Genomic DNA, 19,217 nt, shown 5'->3' on the forward strand with positions numbered 1-19,217 from the left:
CCAATCTTGGCCCGGATCTGGAGCAGGTCGATGCACCGTTCACAGCAGAACAGCTCGAACATGCGCGCAAGCTGTTTGCCGGGCATGTCGGCTTCCTGAAGTCCGCGCCAACGCTCGAATTCCTGCCCGACGCGACCGTGCCGGAAGTGGCGTTTGCAGGGCGGTCGAACGTCGGCAAGTCGTCACTGCTCAACGCGCTGACGGGGCGCAACTCGATGGCGCGTACGTCGAACACGCCGGGGCGCACGCAGGAGCTGAACTTCTTCGACGTCGGCGCGCCGCTTGCCTTCCGTCTCGTTGACATGCCCGGCTATGGCTTTGCCAAGGCGCCAAAGGATGTCGTCAAGAAATGGCGTTTCCTAATCAACGACTTCCTACGCGGGCGTGACGTGTTGAAGCGCGCGCTGGTGCTGATCGATTCGCGCCACGGGATCAAGGACGTCGACCGTGAGATCCTCGAGATGCTCGACAAGGCCGCGGTCAGCTATCGCATGGTCCTGACCAAGGCGGACAAGATCAAGGCGTCCGAACTGGTCGAAGTGACCGAACGCACCGCGATCGAGGCACGCAAGCGTCCCGCCGCGCATCCCGACATCCTGGTCACGTCGAGCGAATACGGGATGGGCATCCCCGAACTGCGCGCGGCCGTCGTCGAAGCGGTTAGCTAGGACGACATCGGTTGCGGGTTCGCACGCTAAACGCAACCTGATCGGTTCAACCTGCGTTTTGCACCTGACACGGTGCGTCAAACTTCGTAGCTTCTCGCAAAAGGGGAGTGCGTAAATGCGTAAGCGTGCAGGGGCGATTCTGGCTATGGTTGCCATGCTGTCGGGCTGCGGGGGAAGCGACAGCAGCAAGGTATCGACGGGCGGCAGTACCCCGTCGCCGACGCCAACTGCTTCGACGGGCTGTTCTCTGCGTGAGCGTCAGGACTGGGCCGCGTCGCAGTTGCGCGAATGGTACCTATTCCCGGATACGCTGCCCGCCACGCTGAGCCCCGCATCCTACACGACGGTCGACGACTATATCGACGCACTCACCGCCACCGCGCGGGCGCAGCGCAAGGACCGCTTCTTCACCTATCTTACCTCGATCAAGGAAGAGGACGCCTATTACGCGTCCGGCTCGAGCGCAGGCTTCGGACTGCGGTTCGCATTGGACCAGACCGGCCGCCGGCTGTTCGCGGCGGAAGCGTTCGAAGGCGCGCCCGGGCTCGCGGCGGGAATCGATCGCGGTACCGAGATTGTGGCCATCGGTACGACGTCGGCGAATCTACGCACCGTCAGCGCGATCATCGCCGCCGAGGGGACGGCCGGGCTCACCACCGCGCTTGGCCCCGATACGGTCGGCACCGCGCGCGTGATGCAGATCAACGACGCGGCGGGCACGCGTACCGTTACCGTGACCAAGAGCGATTTCTCGCTGCTGCCGATATCGACCCGCTACGGAGCGAAGATCATTCAGGATGGCGGCCAGAGCGTCGGCTACATCAATCTGCGGACGTTCATCAAGACCGCCGAACCAGCGCTGAAGACCGCCTTCGCCGATTTCCGCGCGAAAGGCGTCACCCGCGTGATTATCGATCTGCGCTACAATGGCGGGGGGCTGATCGAGACTGCGGAATATCTCGGCGACCTGCTCGGCGGGGCGCGATCGACGTCAGAGGTCTTCGACTATGTGACGTTCCGTACCGAGAAGGCATCGAACAACACCACCCGGTTCTTCGCGCCCCAGGCCGAATCGATCGCGCCGACACGGATCGCGTTCATCGGCACTGGCGGCACGGCATCGGCGAGCGAACTGGTGATCAACGCGTTCACACCGTATTTGCACACCAATGCCGGGCTGATCGGCACCAACACGTATGGCAAGCCGGTCGGCCAGATCGCGCTCGACAAGGATGCATGCGACGATCGCCTGCGCGTGGTGGCGCTGGCGACGCAAAATGCGGCACGCAACGGCAATTATTATGACGGGCTGGTGAGCACCGTCGAGGCGTCGTGCCAGGCGTCGGACGAGATCGCCTACCAGCTGGGCGATCCGCTCGAATCCTCCACGCGGCAGGCGCTCAACTTCCTCGCGGGGCGCAGCTGCACGCCGATCACGGGCGATGCGAGCGCCCGCTCGCTGCGCACGTCCACCACGCGGCAAGACCTGCTGATCCCGGATCGTCCGGGCACCGCGCAGCGCGACGTGCCGGGGCTGTTCTGACCCGTGCACGCCGTGCAGCGGAGATATGAGCGGGGCGATTGCCTCTTGTCGCCCCCTGGCCTAGCACCGCGCACATGAAACTGATCATCGGCAACAAAGCTTATTCCTCTTGGTCGCTGCGCGGCTGGCTCGCGTGCAAGCAGGCGGGGCTGCCGTTCGAGGAGGTGGTCGTGCCGATGTACGACGCCGATTGGGAAAAGCGCCGCGCGGGCGACGAGTTCGCACCGTCGTCGGGCAAGGTGCCGATCCTGTGGGACGGCGACGCGGTAGTGTGGGACAGCTTAGCGATCGTCGACTACCTCTCCGACAAGGTCGGGCGCGAGCGGTTCTGGCCCGAGGACAATGCCGCGCGCGCGATGGCGCGATCGATGGCGGCGGAGATGCATTCGAGCTTTGCCGCGCTGCGCCGCAAGCACAGCATGAACGTGCGGCAGGTGTTCCCCGCGCGCACGCCCGATGACGACGTGCTCGCCGAATTGCAGCGGATCATGGAGATCTGGGCACAGGCGCGCGCACGCTTCGGCGGCGGCGGCGATTTCCTGTTCGGGCAGTTCGGTGCCGCAGACATCATGTTCGCGCCGGTCGTCACGCGGATCGTCACCTACCAGCTGCCGATCGCGCGCTTTGCCGCCGGCTATATGCAGGCCATGTTCGAACATCCCTTCATGCAGGACTGGATCGCGTCCGCGCAGGAAGAGGAATGGGTGCTCGAGCAATATGAGCAGCCGGTCGCGACACCCGCCTGATCGCGACCGCGGCGTGATCGACCCCGTTCACCTGACCCAGGCGCTGTTGCGCGCGGACAGTGTCACCCCCGCGCGTGGAACGGTCTTCGACGTGCTGGAAGCGGCGCTCGTGCCGATCGGCTTCGCGGTCGACCGGTTCGTGGTCGGAGAGGCACCGGACGGCCCGGTCGAGAATCTGCTCGCCACGCGCGGTGACGGCCCGCGGCATCTGGCGTTTGCCGGGCATGTCGACGTCGTGCCGCCCGGTGAGGGCTGGACCGGATCGCCCTGGTCCGGTGAGGTCAGCGGCGGGCTGCTGTACGGACGTGGTGCGGTCGACATGAAGGGCGCGGTCGCGGCGTTCGTCGCCGCCGCTAGCCGGAGCGATGCCGACACGGGCACGCTGTCGCTGATCATCACCGGCGACGAGGAGGGGCCGGCTACGTTCGGCACCGTCGCGCTGATGGAGCGGATGGCCGCGCGCGGGATCGTACCCGAGCTGTGTCTGGTCGGCGAACCGACCTCGACCGAACGGCTCGGCGACATGGTGAAGATCGGGCGACGCGGCTCGGTCAACATCTGGATCGACGTGCCGGGGCGGCAGGGGCATGTCGCCTACCCGCATCTCGCCGACAATCCGATCCCGCGACTGATCGCGATCCTCGCCGAGATCGAGACCGTCGTGCTCGACGAGGGGACCGACTGGTTCCAGCCGTCGAATATCGAGGTCACCGACATCACGGTCGGCAACCCTGCGCATAACGTCATTCCGGCGCAGGCCTCGGCGCGGCTCAGCATCAGGTTCAACGATCGCCATCGCGGGGCGGATCTGATTGCTCGGATCCGCGGTATCGCGGAGCGCCACGCGCCGGGTGCGGTGGTGAGGGGCAAAGTCTCGGGCGAGGCGTTCCTGACCGAGCCGGGGGCGTTTTCGACTCTGCTGTCGGAGGCGATTGTCGCGGCGACCGGGGTCACGCCGACGCTTTCGACCACCGGTGGCACCTCAGACGCGCGGTTCCTGTCGAAGCTGTGCCCGGTGGTCGAGTTCGGACTGATCAACGCGACGATGCACAAGGTCGACGAAGCGGTCGCGGTCACGGATCTGCTGACGCTGACGGATATCTATGCGAACGTGATCGCAAGGGCGCTGCGTTAGCCTCGCTTGGCCGCGTGCTACTCCCGCCCGCGGCGCAGGACGATGTACAAGGCCCCCTGCCCGCCGTGGCGCGGATGCGCGCCACGGACGGCGGCGATCGAGTCCGCGTGACGCGAGCCCGCCAGCCAGTCCGTCACCGCCGAGCGGATGGCACCGCGGGCATGCGGGCGCTCGCTCTCTGGCCGTGGCGGCTTGCCCGTCACCAGCAACAGCACGCGATCACCGCGCGCGATCGCCCGGCCCAGCCCGACATCGAGCATCGCATGCGCCGATGCCAGCGTATGCCCGTGCAGATCGATCGAACTGTCGGGGCTAACCACACCGCGGGTAAGCCGCTTGTCCCAACCGCCGTCGAGCGTGTTCGCGGTAATGGGCTTGGCGACCGGTCGCGACGCGACAGCCGGCTTTGCGCCGGGTCGGCTGGCGAACGGCGTGACGACCGTCCGGACGAGCGGCTTGACCCGGCCCATCGGCGCGGGCGGTGGCGGGATGATTTTCCCGTTGGGCCCGATCAGCGGCTTTGGCGGTGGCGGCAACGGCGGCGCGCGGTCCGGAATACGGATCGCGACGACGCGCATCGGCCGGACGCTCGCCATCACGCGCGCCCAGAGCTGCGCTTCGTCAGGGTTGAGCGGTCGGCCCGCCATCTTGCGCCCCATTCGCTAGACCGTTGAACCGCTGGCCGTTGAGCCGCTGCACGGTACCGATCGGCAGCAGCAGGAACGCGGTACCGCGCCCGGCCATGCCGCCCGCGGTCGACTCCGCGGCGGGGCCCGCGCCCCAGAACGTATCGAAGCGGTTGCTGCCCTTGATCGCGCCGCCGGTATCCTGCGCGACCCACATCCCGCTTGCGTCCTGCCGGTCGAGCGAGAGGAACACGGGCGCGCCGAGCGGCACGAACTTGCCGTCGGCCGCAGCGCTGACCTGACCGGTCACGGGCAGCCCGAGCGCGCCCAGCGGTGCCCCCTCCAGTTCGCGGAAGAACACGAAGCTCTTGTTCTCGCGCATGATCGCCTGGCCCTCGGTGGGGTGCGCGTGCAACCACGCGACGATCCCCTGCATCGAGGTCTGCCCGGGTTGCAGCAACCCGCGCGACTTCATCAGCGCGCCGATGCCGGTATAATCGCGGCCGTTCTGCGTCGCATAGCCGATCCGCAGGATCTCGCCATCGGGCAGGCGCAACCGGCCCGAGCCCTGAATCTGGAGGAAGAACAGCTCGACCGGATCGCGCGCCCAGGCCAGGATCGGTGCACGGCCGTCGATCGCGCCCTGCTCGATCGCGGTACGATCATAATAGGGCACCAGGTTGCTGCGATCGACACGACCGCGGACCTTCTTGCCCCTCAAGCTGGTCGAGAACGCGCCGAGATCGACATCGATCAGGTCGTTCGGCCGGCCGTAGATCGGTGTATAGCCCTCACGCCGCTCGAGCGAGCCTGCAATCTCCGGCTCGTAATAGCCCGTCGCGAACGCCTTGCCGTCGCCGACCTGCGCCGCCTCGAACCACTGGTTGAAAAAGACGCGCGCACCGCCGCGAGGGACCGAGGCCGCCGCGGTGCATGCGGGCTGCCAATCGGCGCCACGCGTGAGACCGGACGTATCGATACGCCGGACCAGCGACGGGCAGCTGGTCACGAACGCGGACAACGCCGACTGCGCCTGCGTCTCGTCGATCGGGAGGCTCGCGATCGCCGGGCCAGCGATCACGCCCGCGGCGGCCGCGTTGACCGGCGCAGTCGGGGCGATCACAGGAACCGGGAGCATCGGCACCGCGCCGACAATCCGCGCGGGCATCTGGATCCCGCGGATATTGGGCGAAGCGCCCGTATCGCGCGAGGGATGGACGCGCACCGGCTCTCGCGGCGTATCGCTCGCTGTAGTGCCGCCGCGATCGACGGGCGCAGGGCCCGAGCGTGGCGGCTCGACACCGCCGACGCACGCGCTCACCAGTAGCGAGAGACCGAGGCCCCCGAGCGCGCGGCCCCTGAACTGCACGATCACGCCTCGTCGGTGTCGGCGAGCTTCCAGTTCGGATCGCTGCTCTTGAGCGTCCGTGCGAAGGTCCAGACGTCGTGCGTCTCGACCGCGTCGGTCAGCGATCCGGCCAGGACGTTGCCCTCGCCGTCGCGCGTCACCGCCGCGATGTCCGCATCGAAGCGTACGGTGATCCGCGCATCGCGGCCCGACACGCTCGCATCGGCAATCACCGCGCGCTCGATCGAGACGAGGCGATTGTCGAGCACTTCGCCCGCGGCGACACGCGCCGCGATCGCCTCGGCAAAGGCGGCGCGGACGTCGTCCTCGGCGAGATAGCCGAGTTCGTCCTCGTCACCCTTCCAGAACGCCTCGAGCACCATCCGATAGGCGCCTTGCGCGCCTTCGAGGAACTGGTTGACGTCGAACCCGGATTCGGCGGCGACGATCGCGCGCAGGCCGGCTTCGGCGCGCGGCTCGATATTGCGGCTGACGACTTCGCGTGGCTCGGGCGTCGCGTCGACCGTTCGCGGAACGGCGGCGAGCGCGGGGCGGTCCTCGGCCGTACGCGGCAAGGGCTGTTCATGCCCTGTCCGCTTGCCGAGCACGCTATACAGTCGCATCGCCAAGAAGCCTGCAACCATCGCGAGAAGAACTACGTAAAACAACCGTGCCTCCGATCTTCGGGCTAACATAGGCCAAAGCTGCGCTTATTCAAACCCGGGCCCGTTGAAACGCCCGGTCGGCACTGCTACTCGCACCCACCTGACCGATATGAACGCGCAAGCGTGCCGCTTCGGTCCCTATTTCACGCTTCTTCGCAAGGACACGACGAATGGATGATCAGGACAATGGCGTGACCGCGCCCGACCAGATGGGCGACCAGGCGCTTGCCAACGGCGAGGACACGATCCCCGCGGCCGGCCTGATCTCGCAATACGTCAAGGATCTGTCGTTCGAGAACCCGAACGCGCCTGCGGTCTACCAGAACCAGACCCCGCCGGCGATCGACGTGCAGTTCAACATCGGTGCGGCGCAGGTCGGCGACGAGGTGCACGAGGTCGTGCTCAAGATCGACGTTCGCGCCGAGACCGAGGGCCAGGTCGCGTTTATCGTCGACCTGTCGTACGCAGGCCTCTTCGGGCTGCGCAACATTCCCGCCGAGCATGTCCAGCCGTTCCTGCTGGGCGAGGCCCCGCGCCTGCTGTTCCCGTTCGCACGCCGCGTGCTGTCGGATGCGGTGCGTGACGGCGGCTTCCCGCCGCTGCTGCTCGAGCCAATCGATTTCGGCCAGCTGTACCTGACTCAGTCGGAGCAGCAGGGCATCCAGCCGAACGTCGGCGATTTCGGCCAGGCCTGAACGACCGGGGGCGGAGCGCAATTTAAATGAACCTGACCAAGGCGCTGGGATCGGTCGGCGGGCTGACGCTCGCCAGCCGAGTCCTGGGGTTGGTGCGCGATTCGCTGTTCGCGCGGTTCGTCGGTGCCGGGTTCGCGTCCGACGCGTTCCTGATCGCGTTCCGCCTCCCCAACATGTTCCGCGCCCTCTTCGCCGAGGGCGCGTTTGCCGCCGCGTTCATTCCGATGTTCAATCGGAAGGTCGGCGACAAGAACGGTCGTGGCCTGCCCGACGGCATCGCCTTCGCCGAGGACGCGCTGTCCGCGCTCCTGCCGACTCTGATCGTGATGACGGTGCTGCTGGAAATCGCGGCATGGCCCGTCACCTGGCTTCTGACCTTCGGGTTCAACGGGGCGAGCGCGGAGCGGTTCGACTATGTCGTCCATCTCTCGCGGATCACCCTGCCCTATCTGCTGCTGATCAGCCTTGTCTCGCTGCTTGGCGGCATCCTGAATTCGCTGCACAAATTCTGGATCAACGCCGCGGCGCCGATCCTGCTGAACGCGACGCTGATCGCTGCGCTGCTGCTGTTCCATGATCACCAGCCGCTGTTGACCGCGCGCAACCAAGCTATCGCGGTCACCGTATCAGGTGCGCTGCAGCTCGGCTGGTTGATCTGGGCCTGCCGTAAGTCGGGCGTCTCGCTCCGCCTCAAGCGCCCGCAGCTCAACCCCGACGTGAAGAAGCTGATGTCGCTGATCTGGCCGGCTGCGGCCGGCGCGGGCGCGGTGCAGATCAACCTCGTCGTCTCAACCGCGCTCGCCGCCGCACTCCTGCCTGCGGGCTCGGTGTCGTACATTTATTTCGCCGACCGGCTGAACCAGTTGCCGCTCGGGCTGATCGGGATCGGTCTCGGCACCGTCCTGCTCCCCACCATCTCGCGCCAGCTCGGCCGTGGCGAGGAGGCGGAGGCGATGGCGACGCAGAACCGCGGCATGGAGCTCGCGCTGTTCCTGACGCTTCCCGCTACGGTCGCGCTGATCGTGTGCGGCGTGCCGATCGTCGGCGCGCTGTTCCAGCACGGCAAGTTCGCGCTCGACGACAGCGTGCTGACCGCGCAGGCGCTCGCCGCCTTCTCGATCGGGCTGCCGTCCTATATTCTCGTGAAGGTGCTGACGCCGGGCTATTATGCGCGCTCCGACACGAAGACGCCGGTGCGCTATGCGACGATGTCGATGGTCGTGAATCTCGTCCTCAACCTCGCCTTCATCAAGCCGCTCGGCCATATGGGCCCGCCGCTGGCCACCGCGATCGCGAGCACGGTCAACGTCGCGATGCTCTATCGCACGCTCGTTCGCCGTGGCCATTTCACGCCCGATGCGCGTCTGGTGCGGCGGACGTGGCGGCTGGTGGTCGCCGCGCTGATCATGGGCGGCGTGATGTATTTCCTCAACGACCTGTTCCAGCCGTTCGTGACGGGCAGCAGCGTCGAGCGCTGGGGGGCGATGCTGGTGCTGGTCGCGACCGGCGGCGTCGTCTATGCGATCGCGACATTGCTCACCGGCGCGTTCCGGTTGGGCGACATTTCCACGCTTCTGCGTCGTTCCAAGTAAGGTTTCCCCATGCGCGTCGTCTCCGGCATCAAGCCCACCGGTAATCTCCATCTCGGCAATTACCTGGGGGCGGTGAAGCAGTGGGTGACGCTGCAGGACGACGTCGTGGCGCAGGGCGGAGAATCGATGTTCTTCATCGCCGATCTTCATGCCCCGACCGAATGGATCGCGCCGGCCGAGCTGTCGGCGCACACGATCGAGGTCGCTGCGACGATGATCGCGGCGGGCATCGATCCCGCGAAGTCGATCCTGTTCAACCAGGCGCGCGTGCCAGCGCACAGCGAAATGGCGTGGCTGCTCAACACCGTCGCGCGCGTCGGCTGGCTGAACCGCATGACGCAGTTCAAGGACAAGGCCGGCAAGAACCGCGAGGGCGCAAGCGTCGGGCTCTATGATTACCCGGTGCTCATGGCCGCCGACGTGCTGCTCTACAACGCGACTCACGTGCCCGTCGGCGAGGACCAGAAGCAGCATCTCGAGCTCGCGCGCGACATCGCGACCAAGTTTAACGGCGATTATGGCGTCGAGCTGTTCACACTGCCTGCGCCGCTGATCAGCAAGGCCGCGCCGCGCGTCATGAGCTTGCGCGATGCGTCGGCCAAGATGTCGAAGTCCAACCCGTCCGAACAGTCGGTGGTCAAGCTGATCGACAGCGACGACACGATCGCCGACAAGTTCCGCAAGGCCAAGACCGATCCCGACCTGCTGCCCGCCACCGTCGACGAACTCGGCGACCGGGCCGAGGCGCGCAACCTGCTGACGATCTACGCGGCGCTCGCGGATACCGACGTGGCGAGCGTGCTGAACGAATTTGGCGGCAAGGGCTTCGGCGCGTTCAAGCCCGCGCTGGCGGATCTCGCAGTGGCCAAGCTCGGGCCGATCCGCGACGAGATGGTCCGCCTGCTCGACGATCGCGCGGCGGTGACGGCGGTGTTGCAGGCGGGTGCGGAAAAGGCGCGCGCGCTGGCGGCATCGGTGCTGAAGCAGACGCAGGAGGCGATGGGGTTGCAGGTTTGAGCGACACGCGCCGCGCCGTCGTCCTGAACTCCCTGCCGTCATCCTGACGAAAGTCAGGACCCTGGGTTACGGACGTCAAACTCTGTGGCTCTGGGTCCTGACGTTCGTCAGGATGACGGACGCTGCTTGGCGCGCGCCGATATGACGGCCGTCGCTAAGGACCTTAGCCCTCGAGCTCGCGCATCAGCACGCGCACCGCGGCATCGATATCGCGGTCCGAATCGCGCAGTTCCTCGATCTTGCGCACCGCATGGATCACCGTCGAGTGATCGCGCCCGCCGAACTTGCGCCCGATCTCGGGCAGCGAGCGAGTCGTCAGCCGCTTGGCCAGATACATCGCGATCTGCCGCGGCCGCGCCACCGCGCGCGCGCGCCGCGCCGAGATCAGGTCGAGCGGCTTCAGCTCGAAATGCGCCGACACCAATTTCTGGATCTCGTCGATCGTCACCCGCTTCTGCGCACCGCGCAGGACCTCGCCGAGCGTGGCGACCGCGAAGTCGAGATCGATCGTATCCCCGGTCAGCTGCGCATACGCCACGACGCGGTTGAGCGCGCCTTCCAGCTCGCGGATGTTCGCATGGATCCGGCTGGCGAGCAGGTCGAGCACGTCGGTCGGCACGCGCATGTCGGGGAGGTCGACCAGCTTGCGGTCGAGGATCGTCCGGCGCAGCACGAGGTCGGGCGCCTTGATGTCCGCGACCAGCCCCACCGCCATCCGGCTGACGATCCGCGCCTCGACGCCCTCCAGCGCCTGTGGGCAGCGATCGGCGGAGATCACCAGCCGCTTGCCCGCAGCCATGATCTCGTTGACCGTGTGGAAGAATTCTTCCTGCGTCGCGTCCTTGCCGGCGATGAACTGGAGATCGTCGATCAGCAGCAGGTCGGCGCCGCGCAGCCGCTGCTTGAACGCATGCGTATCGCGCGCGCGCATCGACGCGACGAAATCATACATGAAGCGCTCAGCGGACATGCACAGCACGATTGCGTGCGGATTATGCTCGAGGAACGCATGGCCGATCGCGTGCATGAGGTGGGTCTTGCCCTGCCCCGTGCCGCTATGAAGGAATAGCGGGCTAAACCGCACCGGGCCGGGCTCGGCGAGCACCTTGGCCGCGTTGAACGCCACCTTGTTCGATGGATCGACGACGAATCGCGCGAACGTATACCGCGGGTCGAGCGGCGGACGCTCGGCAGGTACGCCAACCGGCACGGGTGCCGCGACGACCGCAGGCGCGGGCTTTAGCGATGGGTCAACACCGAACTTCATCGATGTCTGGACGGGCGGCGGTGCAGGCTCCACCGCCGGCGCCGCGACGGCGCCTGCAGGTATCGGGGCAGGTACGGGGGTCGATACGGTCAGGTCCGGTACGGGCATGGTTTCGATCGCCAGCACGACAGGCGCGCGGCCTGGTGCGCGGGTCTCGATCTGCACCGTACGGACGTTCGGCAGGATCTGCTTGAATTCGAGCGCGAGTCGATCCGCATAGTGATTGCGGACCCAGTTCGTCATGAACGCCGAGGGTAGCGCGAGGCGGATCGTGTCGCGATCCTCACCCCGGATGAGTTCGATCGGCTTGAGCCACTGCTCGAACAGCCGTGTGCCAGCAGACTCGCGTAAGGACGTCCGAACGCGGGCCCAGGCCTTCTCGGCCTCGGTCGCGTGCGTCACAGATCCTTGCCACTTCGTCACGCGCACACTTCCTCGACCCCGCGCGACGCATCGCGCTGGTGATATAGTTTCGACAGAAAATGGTCCCCCCGACGACCCCAAGGGTCATCCGGCATCTTCGCCCTGTTTGTATGATGCAGCGGTGGAAACCACCGTCGCTGTGACCCCGTTATGAAGCGATCGGCGATCCGAGCAAGGCCTGGATACGTCACATTTTCGAAATAAAGCGGGTTGACTTGATCAAGCCGCGGAAATGCGTCGATATTTTTATAAGTCGCTGTGTTTACGTATTTTTTGCGAATCTGATCTTGTCATGACGGAATTGCGCACCACTCGAATCGTGGGGAATCCTCGGATTCCGCCAACTTATCCTGGGTTATGTTCGCAGACGCAAAAAACCCGCCGGGGATGCCCGGCGGGTGATCCGCTTCGACGATGCCGATACCTTGGACGCTCGCTTATGCGAGCCCGGTGACGGCCTTGGTCAGACGCGCGAACTTGCGGCTCGCGGTGTTCTTGTGCAGCACGCCCTTGGCGACGCCACGCTGCAGCTCAGGCTGTGCCGCGGCCAGTGCGGTGGTCGCTGCGCCCTTGTCGCCCGAAGCAAGTGCTGCTTCGACCTTCTTGATGAAGGTACGGATACGGCCGACGCGGTTGCCGTTCACTTCCGCGCGACGGTCGTTGCGACGGATACGCTTTTTCGCCTGCGGCGTGTTCGCCATGAAGCCCTCTGGATGTTCGAATGAATAAAAAGGGGCGCCGGATTGCTCCTACGCCCTCTCGAAGCCGCGGCCCTAGCCACTCCGAGCCGAATCGTCAACCGACTTCGCTCAGCCTTTCTGGCAACGCGGGCACCAGAAGGTCGAGCGCCCACCCTCCGTGCGCCGCTTGACCGTAGCGCCGCAGTCGCACGCTTCGCCTTCGCGACCATAGACGCGCCATTGCTTCGAGAAATAGCCGAGTTCGCCGTCGGGGCGCACGTAATCGCGCAGCGACGAGCCGCCAGCCAGGATCGCGGCGGTCAGCACCGTGCGAATCGCCTCGACGAGTCGCTCGAGTCGAAACAGCGAGATCCGCCCTGCCGCCCTGCTCGGTGCAATCTTTGCCATGTGCAGCGCCTCGCACACATAAATGTTGCCGAGCCCGGCGACGATTCGCTGGTCGAGCAGCATCGCCTTGATCGACGCGCCGCGCCCTTCGAGCGCTTCGAGCAGATACGCTCCGGTCAGCCCGGGCCCGAGCGGCTCCGGTCCCATGATGAGGAACGGGGGATACCGGGCGATGTCATCGGTCGCCCTGAGATCGAGGAAGCCGAATCGCCGCGGATCGTTGAGCGCGACGACCCGACCCGCCTCCGTGCCGATCAGCAGATGATCGTGCGGCAGCAGCTCGCTCGGATCAACTCGCCAGCGCCCCGACATGCCGAGGTGGAAGATGAGCGTATCACCGCGATCGGTGTCGATCAGCCCGTATTTCGCGCGCCGCCCGAGCGCGGTGACGGTCGCCCCGGTCATCCGCTGGCGCAGGTCGACCGGGATCGCCTTGCGCAGGTCGGCGCGGCGCGGTTCGACTGAGGTCAGGCGCTGGCCTATCAGTACGGGCTCCAGCCCGCGCACGGTGGTTTCGACTTCTGGTAATTCTGGCACGGTTTGCAGCTAGGTTGCATTTGCTCGCGCCACAAGGCGCGGCTAGAGCGCTGGGCATGAACGTCCCCATCGCTCCGGCACCAGACACCGTCTCCTTCGGCTACGAAGACATCCCCGCCACCGAGAAGACCGCGCGCGTCGGCGGTGTCTTCTCCAACGTCGCGGGCAAATACGACCTTATGAACGATGCGATGTCGGGTGGCATGCACCGGCTGTGGAAGGATCGCTTCGTGCGCCGCGTGAAACCGCGTGAGGGCGAGCAGATTCTCGACATGGCGGGCGGCACGGGCGACATCGCGTTCCGCATGGAGCCGTCGGGCGCGTCGATCACGGTCGCCGACATCAACCCGCAGATGCTCGAAGTCGGCATGGAGCGCGCGCAGAAGCGCGGTCTCGACGGCTTGGTGTGGACCGAAGCGAACGCCGAGACACTGTCCTTCCCCGACCGGTTCTTCGATGCGTACACGATCGCGTTCGGGATCCGGAACGTGACCGACATCCCCAAGGCGCTGCGTGAGGCGCACCGCGTCCTGCGGCGTGGTGGGCGATTCTACTGTCTCGAATTCTCGACGACGGTGTGGCCGGGTTTTGCCGAGGTCTATGACGCCTATTCGCACAAGATGGTCCCGAAGCTCGGCCAGCTGCTCGCGCAGGACACCGACAGCTATCGCTATCTGATCGAGTCGATCCGCCGCTTCCCGGACATGCCCAACTTCAAGGGCATGATCGCGGATGCGGGCTTCGTGCAGACCAAGGTCGAGCCGCTATTGGGCGGTCTGGTCGCGATTCACTCGGGCTGGAAGATTTAGTGATCACGCGAAGGCGCGAAGACGCGAAGAGGGGTTCACGCGGAGACGCGGAGACGCGGAGAGCAAGGTTGGCGTCCGCGCGACAGCGCATTACTCACCCTTCGTCGGCGATGAAGAGCAGCAGCCGCGGCGAGGCGCACCCCCTCCGCGCCTCCGCGCCTCCGCGCGAACCCATTCTAACCTCTCTTCGCGCCCCTTCGGCGCAGCTCAGGACAGGCTTCACGCCCTCGCGTGAACCAATCTATCGTTCGGGTGCGCCCAGCCTGTGACCGCCTCGACCACCCACGTCTGGCGGCTCCTAAAATGGGGCCGCATCCTCGCTCGCCACGGCGCGCTGCGCGGGATCGAGCGCGATCCTAACACGCCGGCGCCCGTCCGTCGGCTTGCGCGGATCGCCCGGTTCGGCGCGCGCGTGCCTGCCGTGCCGCGCTATGCCGATGCGTTCCAGGCGATCGGCCCCGCTGCGATCAAGCTCGGTCAGACGCTCGCCACGCGCCCCGATCTCGTCGGCGAGGACGCGGCGCACGACCTGCTGCGGCTGCAGGACCAGCTCTCCCCCGTCCCCTACGCGACGATCGAGGCGGCGATGCTCGCAAGCTTCGGCAAGCCGCTGGAGACCTTGTTCTCGCGCATCGAACCGATCCCGGTCGGCGCCGCGTCGATCGCGCAGGTCCACCGCGCGGTTACCACCGACGGACGCCAGGTCGCGGTCAAGGTCCTCCGCCCCGGCGTCGAGGATGATTTCGCGCGCGCGATCGACACCTATAGCTGGGCCGCCGCCCAGCTCGAGGCGCTCAGCCCCGAGGCGATGCGGCTGCGCCCCCGGCTGACGATCGAGACGTTCAAGCGCTGGACGCTGCGCGAACTCAACTTCCGCCGCGAAGCCGCCTCCGCGTCCGAGCTCGCCGAGGGCATGACCGCCGAGCCCGATTTCGTCATCCCCGCGATCGACTGGGCGCGCTCGACCGCCAAGGTCATGACGATCGAGTGGATCGACGGCATCAAGCTGTCGAACCGCCCGGCGCTCGTCGAGGCCGGCTACGACCTGCCCGGCCTCGCGCAGACGCTGGTCCGCGCGTTCCTGCGCCAGGCGATCGCCGACGGCTTCTTCCACGCCGACATGCATCAGGGAAACCTGTTTGCGCTGCCCGGCAACCGCATCGCCGCGATCGATTTCGGCATCATGGGTCGGATCGACCGGCGCGCACGCGTCTGGCTCGCGGAGATCCTCTACGGCCTGATCACGGGCAATTATAAGCGTGTCGCCGAAATCCATTTCGAGGCGGGCTATGTGCCCGCGCATCACGACGTCGCCGAATTCGCTACCGCGCTGCGCGCGGTCGGTGAGCCGATGCGCGGGTTGCCAGTCAAGGACATGTCGATCGGCATGATGCTCGACAGCCTGTTCTCGATCACGCGCGATTTCGACATGGTGACGCAGCCGCATCTGCTGCTGCTGCAGAAGACGATGGTGATGGTCGAGGGCGTCGCGACCAGCCTCAACCCCGACATTAACCTCTGGGAAGCCGCGGAACCGTTCGTGCGTGACTGGATTCGCGGCGAACTCGGCCCCGAGGCGATCATCGCCGACCGGCTGATCGCCGATCTCCAAACGCTGACCCGGCTGCCCGAACTGGTCCGCCGGATCGAGGCGCATTATCCTGCCCCGGGCGGTGCCCCGCCCACTCCACCGTTGCGCGAGATCGAAGTAATTCGGATCGGCGGCGGCTGGCGCTATGCGGTAGTGGCGGTGGTCGCCGCGCTCGTCGGCATCGCGGGAACTTGGTTCGGTCTGACGTGACGCTGCGCCGCGCCTGCCTATTGCGTTGGCCGAACCGATGCGGCGCGCGCTGATCCCGATCTGGTTGGCAACGCCGTCGCGGTTCGCCAACATGACCCAACCGGCCGCTCGTGGCGTCCTAGCGGCGTTGGCGCTGCTTCTCGCGGTGATGGTAGCAATCACGATCGCTGGGCTATCCGCGTCGCCCGATCAGGCCGATACCGCCTTCTACGCCGCGATCGTCGAAGGCGTTCGTCACGGCGGCAATTACTACGCGGTAACGGCGGAGGCGCTGCGTGCAGGAGGCTATCCGCTTGCGCCATTCGCCGCGTTCGCGTTGCCGACGCCCGTGGTGATCCAGGCGGCGCTGCCCGATATCGTGGCGATGGCGATACTCTGTCTGCTGACCGCTGCGGTGGCGTTTACGTGGTATGCGCGGGTCCAGCCCGCGCTGAAGGCACGCGGCGCGCGGGCGATGGTTGCGCTGCTGCTGTTCGTCAGCCTGGCACCGCTGCTGAGGCCCTCGTTCGCACCATTGCCCGAGCTGGGGGCGGGGCTCGCGATTGCGCTGTCACTCGGGGTGAGGCGGTACGATCGCCCGCTCGATACCGTCGCCCTGGGGCTGGCGGCCGCGGTGATCTGCGCAGTCGCTATGCTCTATCCGATCGTCATGCTGGCGTTCGCGTTGGTCGAACAACGGCGCCGCGAAGCACTCGGCTGGGCGGCCGTATTGTTCGTCATCGTGATCGTGCTTGCGGTCCACGCGCAGGCGGTGGCGCAGGTCGTCAGACCGCTCGACGCGAGGCTGTTCGATTGGACCGGATGGCTAGGCCTTGGCGCGTTCGTGTCGGCGGCGACATCTGTACCTGCGCTTGCCTGGATGCCGGGGTGGCTTGCCGCGCCGATCATCGGGATGGCGCTGTTCGGCTGGGCGACGTGGCGCGATCCGCTCGCTCCTCGGGCGCTTGCGACGATTGTCCTGACTGCGTTGCTGATCGCTGTGTTCTCACGCGAGGATACCCAGCATTGGGCGCTGCTGGCGACACCGTTGTTGCTGACCGGGCTAGTCTTCGTTCCCGACGGCCTGCGCGATCTGGTCCACGCCGCGCAAGACAGCCGGCGCATTACCGTGACGCGGATTATCCGCTAGGGACGCTATCATGACGCGCATTCTCCTGATCGTCGGTGGCGGGATCGCTGCCTATAAGGCCGCCGAGCTGATCCGCCTGCTGAAGACTCGCGGTCATGCGGTGCGATGCGTGATGACCGACTCCGCGCAGCATTTCGTCACGCCGATGACGCTCGCCGCGCTCAGCGAAGACAAGGTCTATACGACGCTGTGGGATCTTAAGGACGAGGCCGAGATGGGGCATATCCAGCTCAGCCGCGAGGCGGATCTGATCGTCGTCGCACCCGCGACCGCGGACCTGATGGCGCGTATGACGGCCGGGCTCGCCAACGACCTTGCGACGACGCTGCTGCTCGCGACGGACAAGCCCGTCCTCGTCGCGCCGGCGATGAACGTGCGGATGTGGAGTCATGCCGCGACGGTCCGCAACGTCGCCCAGTTGCGCGCCGACGGCGTGACGGTGATGCTGCCCGACGAGGGGATGATGGCCTGCGGCGAATACGGCCCCGGTCGCCTGCCCGAGCCGCCCGCGATCGTCGCCGCGATCGAGGCGATGCTCGCCCCTGCCGCGCCGAAACGGCTGGCGGGCCGCCATATCCTCGTCACGGCAGGACCGACGCACGAGCCGATCGACCCGGTTCGCTACATCGCCAACCGTTCGTCGGGCAAACAGGGCTTCGCGATCGCCGCAGCGCTGGCACGGCTCGGCGCACGCGTGACTCTGGTTGCGGGCCCCGTGACGCTGCCCACCCCGCCCGCGGTCGACCGGATCGACGTGGAGACCGCACGCGAGATGGCGGACGCGGTGGACCATGCGCTGCCCGCCGATGCCGCGGTCATGGTCGCCGCGGTCGCGGACTGGCACGTCGATTCGGTGCCGCAGAAGATCAAGAAGGGCGAGGCCACGCCCATCCTGACGCTGGCGGAAAACCCCGATATTCTCGCGACATTGGCGCGCAGCCCGCACCGTCCCCGCCTGCTGATCGGCTTCGCCGCCGAGACCCAGCGCGTCATCGAACACGCGGTTGCCAAGCGCGTGCGCAAGACCGCCGACTGGATCGTCGCCAACGACGTGTCGGGCGACGTGATGGGCGGCGCGGACAACAGTGTCAACCTCGTGACCGAAACCGGCGTCGAAAGCTGGGAGCGGCTGCCCAAGAACGCGGTCGCCACCCGACTGGCGGAGCGCATCGCCGATGCGCTAGAAGCCGCGCCATGATTCATATCGAACTCAAACGCCTGCCGCATGGCGAAGGCCTGCCTTTGCCTGCCTATGCCACCGATGGCGCCGCGGGCATGGACGTCGTTTCCGCCGAAGCGCTGACGCTAGCCCCCGGCACGCGCGCCGCGATCGCGACCGGCTTTGCGATCGCGATTCCCGCGGGTCACGAAGTCCAGGTCCGTCCCCGCTCCGGCCTCGCGCTCAAGCACGGCGTCACCTGCCTCAACACCCCCGGCACGATCGACAGCGACTATCGCGGCGAAGTGAAGGTGATCCTCGCCAATCTCGGCGACGCGCCGTTCGCGATCGCGCGCGGCGACCGTATCGCGCAGCTCGTCCCCGCGATCGTGCTGCGCGCGTCGGTCGGTGAAGTCGACGCGCTCGAGGACACGGCCCGCGGCGCAGGCGGCTTCGGATCGACCGGCCGATGATCGCCACGCTGCTCGCCCTGCTCCAGGTTGTCGCGACGACCGCCCAGACGACACCGCCCATCCCCGCGCCGACGACGGTCCCGAGCCTTCCGTCCTCTGGCGGCCCGTCGACCGGCGTCCCGCTGGCCCCGCAGGACTGGAGCGGGCTGCCCGTCCTGCGCATGCGCCGGTCCGCGACGACGCAGGCGAATACGTCAACCTATGTCCACGGCGAGGTGCTTGCCGGACGATGCGACAAGGCGGTCCGGACTGAAAGCGGCTGGACGCTGACGCTGGATCTCGCGGTGCTCGCGACGCCGCAGGGCCGGTTGCGCCGGGTCACGCCGCGCGCGATCGATTGCCCGACCGTGGAGCAATATGCCGCCGGCGTGCTTGTCGGGACGCCACGCGATTCGCTCGACCTCGGCGATCCGCAGGGCGATACCTGGTACCGCACCAGCATGACCTTTGCATGGACGGGCAATTGACCGGCATGACGCTGTCCGATGACGAACTG

At 66.7% G+C, this 19,217-nt stretch carries 19 protein-coding genes; 13 read left to right on the forward strand and 6 right to left on the reverse strand.

Features of this window, described 5'->3' with window-relative positions; translation table 11 throughout:
• Positions 1 to 17: 17 nt before the first annotated feature.
• From yihA to dapE, 4 genes are all read left to right on the forward strand, one after another.
• Positions 18 to 668, forward strand: coding sequence for a ribosome biogenesis GTP-binding protein YihA/YsxC (gene yihA, locus ASE88_RS05680; protein WP_055880540.1), 651 nt, complete (start codon positions 18 to 20; stop codon positions 666 to 668).
• A gap of 115 nt (positions 669 to 783) precedes the next feature.
• Positions 784 to 2,211: a S41 family peptidase gene (locus ASE88_RS05685; protein WP_082466313.1), complete on the forward strand. Its 1,428-nt coding sequence runs from the start codon at positions 784 to 786 to the stop codon at positions 2,209 to 2,211.
• Positions 2,212 to 2,285: 74 nt separating this feature from the next.
• Positions 2,286 to 2,957 (forward strand): glutathione S-transferase, encoded by a 672-nt coding sequence (locus ASE88_RS05690; protein WP_055879810.1) that lies wholly within the window; start codon positions 2,286 to 2,288, stop codon positions 2,955 to 2,957.
• Positions 2,929 to 4,092 (forward strand): succinyl-diaminopimelate desuccinylase, encoded by a 1,164-nt coding sequence (gene dapE, locus ASE88_RS05695; RefSeq protein WP_082466315.1) that lies wholly within the window; start codon positions 2,929 to 2,931, stop codon positions 4,090 to 4,092. The genes ASE88_RS05690 and dapE overlap by 29 nt, the downstream gene beginning before the upstream one ends.
• Positions 4,093 to 4,109: 17 nt before the next feature.
• On the opposite strand, the gene ASE88_RS05700 is transcribed toward dapE, so the two are convergent.
• The 3 genes from ASE88_RS05700 to ASE88_RS05710 are packed head-to-tail and all read right to left on the reverse strand — an operon-like array spanning position 4,110 to position 6,689.
• Entirely contained in the window at positions 4,110 to 4,739 is a 630-nt protein-coding gene (locus tag ASE88_RS05700) for a Smr/MutS family protein (RefSeq protein WP_056477118.1), read from the reverse strand.
• A complete protein-coding gene (locus ASE88_RS05705; RefSeq protein WP_082466317.1) occupies positions 4,714 to 6,093 on the reverse strand; it encodes a murein transglycosylase A in 1,380 nt (459 codons plus the stop codon). The genes ASE88_RS05700 and ASE88_RS05705 overlap by 26 nt, the downstream gene beginning before the upstream one ends.
• Complete coding sequence (locus tag ASE88_RS05710) at positions 6,090 to 6,689, reverse strand: Tim44/TimA family putative adaptor protein (RefSeq protein ID WP_414893435.1); 600 nt, start codon at positions 6,687 to 6,689, stop codon at positions 6,090 to 6,092. The genes ASE88_RS05705 and ASE88_RS05710 overlap by 4 nt, the downstream gene beginning before the upstream one ends.
• A 212-nt stretch (positions 6,690 to 6,901) precedes the next feature.
• Between ASE88_RS05710 and secB the strand changes: the two genes are divergently transcribed.
• Genes secB through trpS form a run of 3 tightly spaced genes read left to right on the forward strand, consistent with a single transcriptional unit; the run spans position 6,902 to position 10,035 of the window.
• Entirely contained in the window at positions 6,902 to 7,426 is a 525-nt protein-coding gene (gene secB / locus ASE88_RS05715; protein WP_056476545.1) for a protein-export chaperone SecB, read from the forward strand.
• Between the two features lie 26 nt (positions 7,427 to 7,452).
• Positions 7,453 to 9,018, forward strand: a complete 1,566-nt coding sequence (gene murJ, locus ASE88_RS05720) for a murein biosynthesis integral membrane protein MurJ (protein WP_056476548.1) — start codon at positions 7,453 to 7,455, stop codon at positions 9,016 to 9,018.
• Positions 9,019 to 9,027: 9 nt separating this feature from the next.
• Positions 9,028 to 10,035: a tryptophan--tRNA ligase gene (gene trpS, locus ASE88_RS05725; protein ID WP_056476550.1), complete on the forward strand. Its 1,008-nt coding sequence runs from the start codon at positions 9,028 to 9,030 to the stop codon at positions 10,033 to 10,035.
• 163 nt (positions 10,036 to 10,198) lie between these two features.
• Here the strand turns inward: trpS and dnaA are convergent, their stop codons facing one another.
• The 3 genes from dnaA to mutM form a co-directional block, all read right to left on the reverse strand.
• The gene (gene dnaA, locus ASE88_RS05730; protein WP_056477123.1) at positions 10,199 to 11,725 is read right to left on the reverse strand and encodes a chromosomal replication initiator protein DnaA; all 1,527 of its coding nucleotides are present in this window, start codon (positions 11,723 to 11,725) and stop codon (positions 10,199 to 10,201) included.
• A 437-nt stretch (positions 11,726 to 12,162) separates the two neighbouring features.
• Entirely contained in the window at positions 12,163 to 12,426 is a 264-nt protein-coding gene (rpsT, locus tag ASE88_RS05735; RefSeq protein ID WP_031394736.1) for a 30S ribosomal protein S20, read from the reverse strand.
• Between the two features lie 108 nt (positions 12,427 to 12,534).
• Positions 12,535 to 13,350 carry a bifunctional DNA-formamidopyrimidine glycosylase/DNA-(apurinic or apyrimidinic site) lyase gene (mutM, locus tag ASE88_RS05740; protein ID WP_056476552.1) on the reverse strand — a complete coding sequence of 272 codons (816 nt, stop codon included), beginning with the start codon at positions 13,348 to 13,350 and terminating at the stop codon, positions 12,535 to 12,537.
• A 56-nt stretch (positions 13,351 to 13,406) separates the two neighbouring features.
• Between mutM and ASE88_RS05745 the strand changes: the two genes are divergently transcribed.
• From ASE88_RS05745 to ASE88_RS05770, 6 genes are all read left to right on the forward strand, one after another.
• Positions 13,407 to 14,159, forward strand: coding sequence for a class I SAM-dependent methyltransferase (locus ASE88_RS05745; protein WP_056476555.1), 753 nt, complete (start codon positions 13,407 to 13,409; stop codon positions 14,157 to 14,159).
• Positions 14,160 to 14,424: 265 nt separating this feature from the next.
• Positions 14,425 to 15,960 (forward strand): 2-polyprenylphenol 6-hydroxylase, encoded by a 1,536-nt coding sequence (gene ubiB, locus ASE88_RS05750; RefSeq protein WP_055879785.1) that lies wholly within the window; start codon positions 14,425 to 14,427, stop codon positions 15,958 to 15,960.
• A 25-nt stretch (positions 15,961 to 15,985) separates the two neighbouring features.
• Positions 15,986 to 17,089, forward strand: a complete 1,104-nt coding sequence (locus ASE88_RS05755; protein ID WP_056476558.1) for a hypothetical protein — start codon at positions 15,986 to 15,988, stop codon at positions 17,087 to 17,089.
• Positions 17,090 to 17,099: 10 nt separating this feature from the next.
• Positions 17,100 to 18,287 carry a bifunctional phosphopantothenoylcysteine decarboxylase/phosphopantothenate--cysteine ligase CoaBC gene (gene coaBC / locus ASE88_RS05760; protein ID WP_055879779.1) on the forward strand — a complete coding sequence of 396 codons (1,188 nt, stop codon included), beginning with the start codon at positions 17,100 to 17,102 and terminating at the stop codon, positions 18,285 to 18,287.
• Positions 18,284 to 18,721: a dUTP diphosphatase gene (gene dut, locus ASE88_RS05765; RefSeq protein ID WP_055879776.1), complete on the forward strand. Its 438-nt coding sequence runs from the start codon at positions 18,284 to 18,286 to the stop codon at positions 18,719 to 18,721. Before coaBC ends, dut begins: the two co-directional genes overlap by 4 nt.
• The gene (locus ASE88_RS05770; protein WP_055879772.1) at positions 18,718 to 19,188 is read left to right on the forward strand and encodes a hypothetical protein; all 471 of its coding nucleotides are present in this window, start codon (positions 18,718 to 18,720) and stop codon (positions 19,186 to 19,188) included. Before dut ends, ASE88_RS05770 begins: the two co-directional genes overlap by 4 nt.
• Positions 19,189 to 19,217 lie beyond the last annotated feature (29 nt).

Origin of the sequence: Sphingomonas sp. Leaf38 (assembly GCF_001421825.1) — a bacterium.
In the GTDB taxonomy this organism is placed as follows: Bacteria; Pseudomonadota; Alphaproteobacteria; order Sphingomonadales; family Sphingomonadaceae; genus Sphingomonas.